Annotated in this window: 2 protein-coding genes; both read left to right on the forward strand. The window is 65.2% G+C overall.

Annotated elements, in window-relative coordinates; all coding sequences use genetic code 11:
- Positions 1–536 (forward strand): TRAP transporter small permease subunit (locus tag HHA01_RS14650; protein ID WP_141322049.1); only part of this gene is annotated, 536 nt, incomplete at its 5' end.
- On the forward strand, positions 536–1,500 hold a 965-nt coding region (locus HHA01_RS14655), incomplete at its 3' end, for a TRAP transporter large permease (protein WP_141322052.1). The genes HHA01_RS14650 and HHA01_RS14655, both read left to right, overlap by 1 nt.

The raw sequence follows: 1,500 nt of genomic DNA on the forward strand, positions 1-1,500 counted from the left end.
ATCCGGCTCGCAATGTTTTCGACCGCGGCGTGGTGGCCTGCGGTCGTGTGGCCGCCTGGCTGGTGTTCATCGCCATGGCCATCAGCGTCTATGAAGTCATCATGCGCTATGCCTTCGGCTCCCCCACGTCCTGGGTCCACGAGACGGTGGTCATGCTCGTCGCCGTCAGCTTTTCCTTCGCTGGCCCGGCCGCCCTGGCCGGCAACCGTCATATCCGCGTCAAGGTGCTCTACGATAGCGTCGGGCCGAAGGCGCGCCTGTGGCTCGACCGCTTCAATGACCTGGTCGCCTTTCTGTTCTGCCTGGGCATGACCTATGCCGCCTTCACCATGTTCTGGGATGCCTCCCACAACCCCATGGGCGAGTGGCGGCTGGAACGCTCCGGCACCGCCTGGAACCCACCCTTCCCGGCGCTGGTCAAGGGCATGATCATGCTGGCGCTGGCCATCATGTGCGTGCAGACCCTGTTGCATTTCGTGCAGTCGCTGCGCGGCAAGCCGGCGCCCACCATCGATGACACGGAGGGCATGGCCTGATGGAAATCGCAGATGCCACGCTGTTGATGGTCGCGGCCATCTTCGCGCTTCTGGTCACCGGCCTGCCGCTGGCCTTTATTACCGGACTGATCGCCCTGGTCTTTACCTTCGGCTGGTTCGGGTCCAGCGCCCTGCCGCTGGTCACCACCCGGGTCTATGGCTTCGTCACCGAGTATTCGCTGGTGGCGGTGCCGATGTTCGTCCTCATGGCGTCTCTGCTCGATCGATCGGGGATCGCCAAGGACCTGTTCAACGCCATGCGGGTCTTCGCTGGCCGCCTGCCTGGTGGCGTGGCGGTGCAGACCGTGATCGTGGCCTTCTTCCTGGCGGCGCTGTCCGGGATCATCGGTGGCGAGATCGTGCTGCTGGGTATCCTGGCACTGCCGCAGATGCTGCGCCTGGGCTATGACAAGCACCTGTCGATCGGCGTGGTGTGTGCCGGCGGGGCACTGGGTACCATGATGCCGCCGTCCATCGTGCTGATCATCTATGGTCTGATCGCCAGCGTGTCGATCGCCGACCTCTTCACCGCGGCCATCACGCCGGCGGTGATCCTGATGCTGTCGTACATCGCCTATGTGCTGGTGCGCTGCCTGCGCAACCCGGCCATGGGGCCGCCGATGAGTGAAGCCGATCGCGAGGAGAGCTTCACCAATCGCTGGGAGGCGCTCAAGGCCATCGTCGTGCCGGGGCTGATCGCCCTGCTGGTGCTGGGTTCGATCTATGGCGGCGTGGCCTCGGTGACCGAGGCGGCGGCCATGGGCGTGTTCGGCGTGCTGCTGGCAGTGGTGCTGCGCGGTGAGTTCTCGCTGAAGACCCTGCACGCGAGCCTCGGCCAGACGCTGACCACCTGCGGCATGATCATCTGGATCGGCATCGGCGCCGCGGCGCTGGTCGGCGTCTACAACCTGATGGGCGGCAATCGCTTCATCTCGGGCATGATCAACGGCCTCGACGTGGCGCC

The organism is Halomonas halmophila (assembly GCF_006540005.1).
Lineage (GTDB): Bacteria > Pseudomonadota > Gammaproteobacteria > Pseudomonadales > Halomonadaceae > Halomonas > Halomonas halmophila.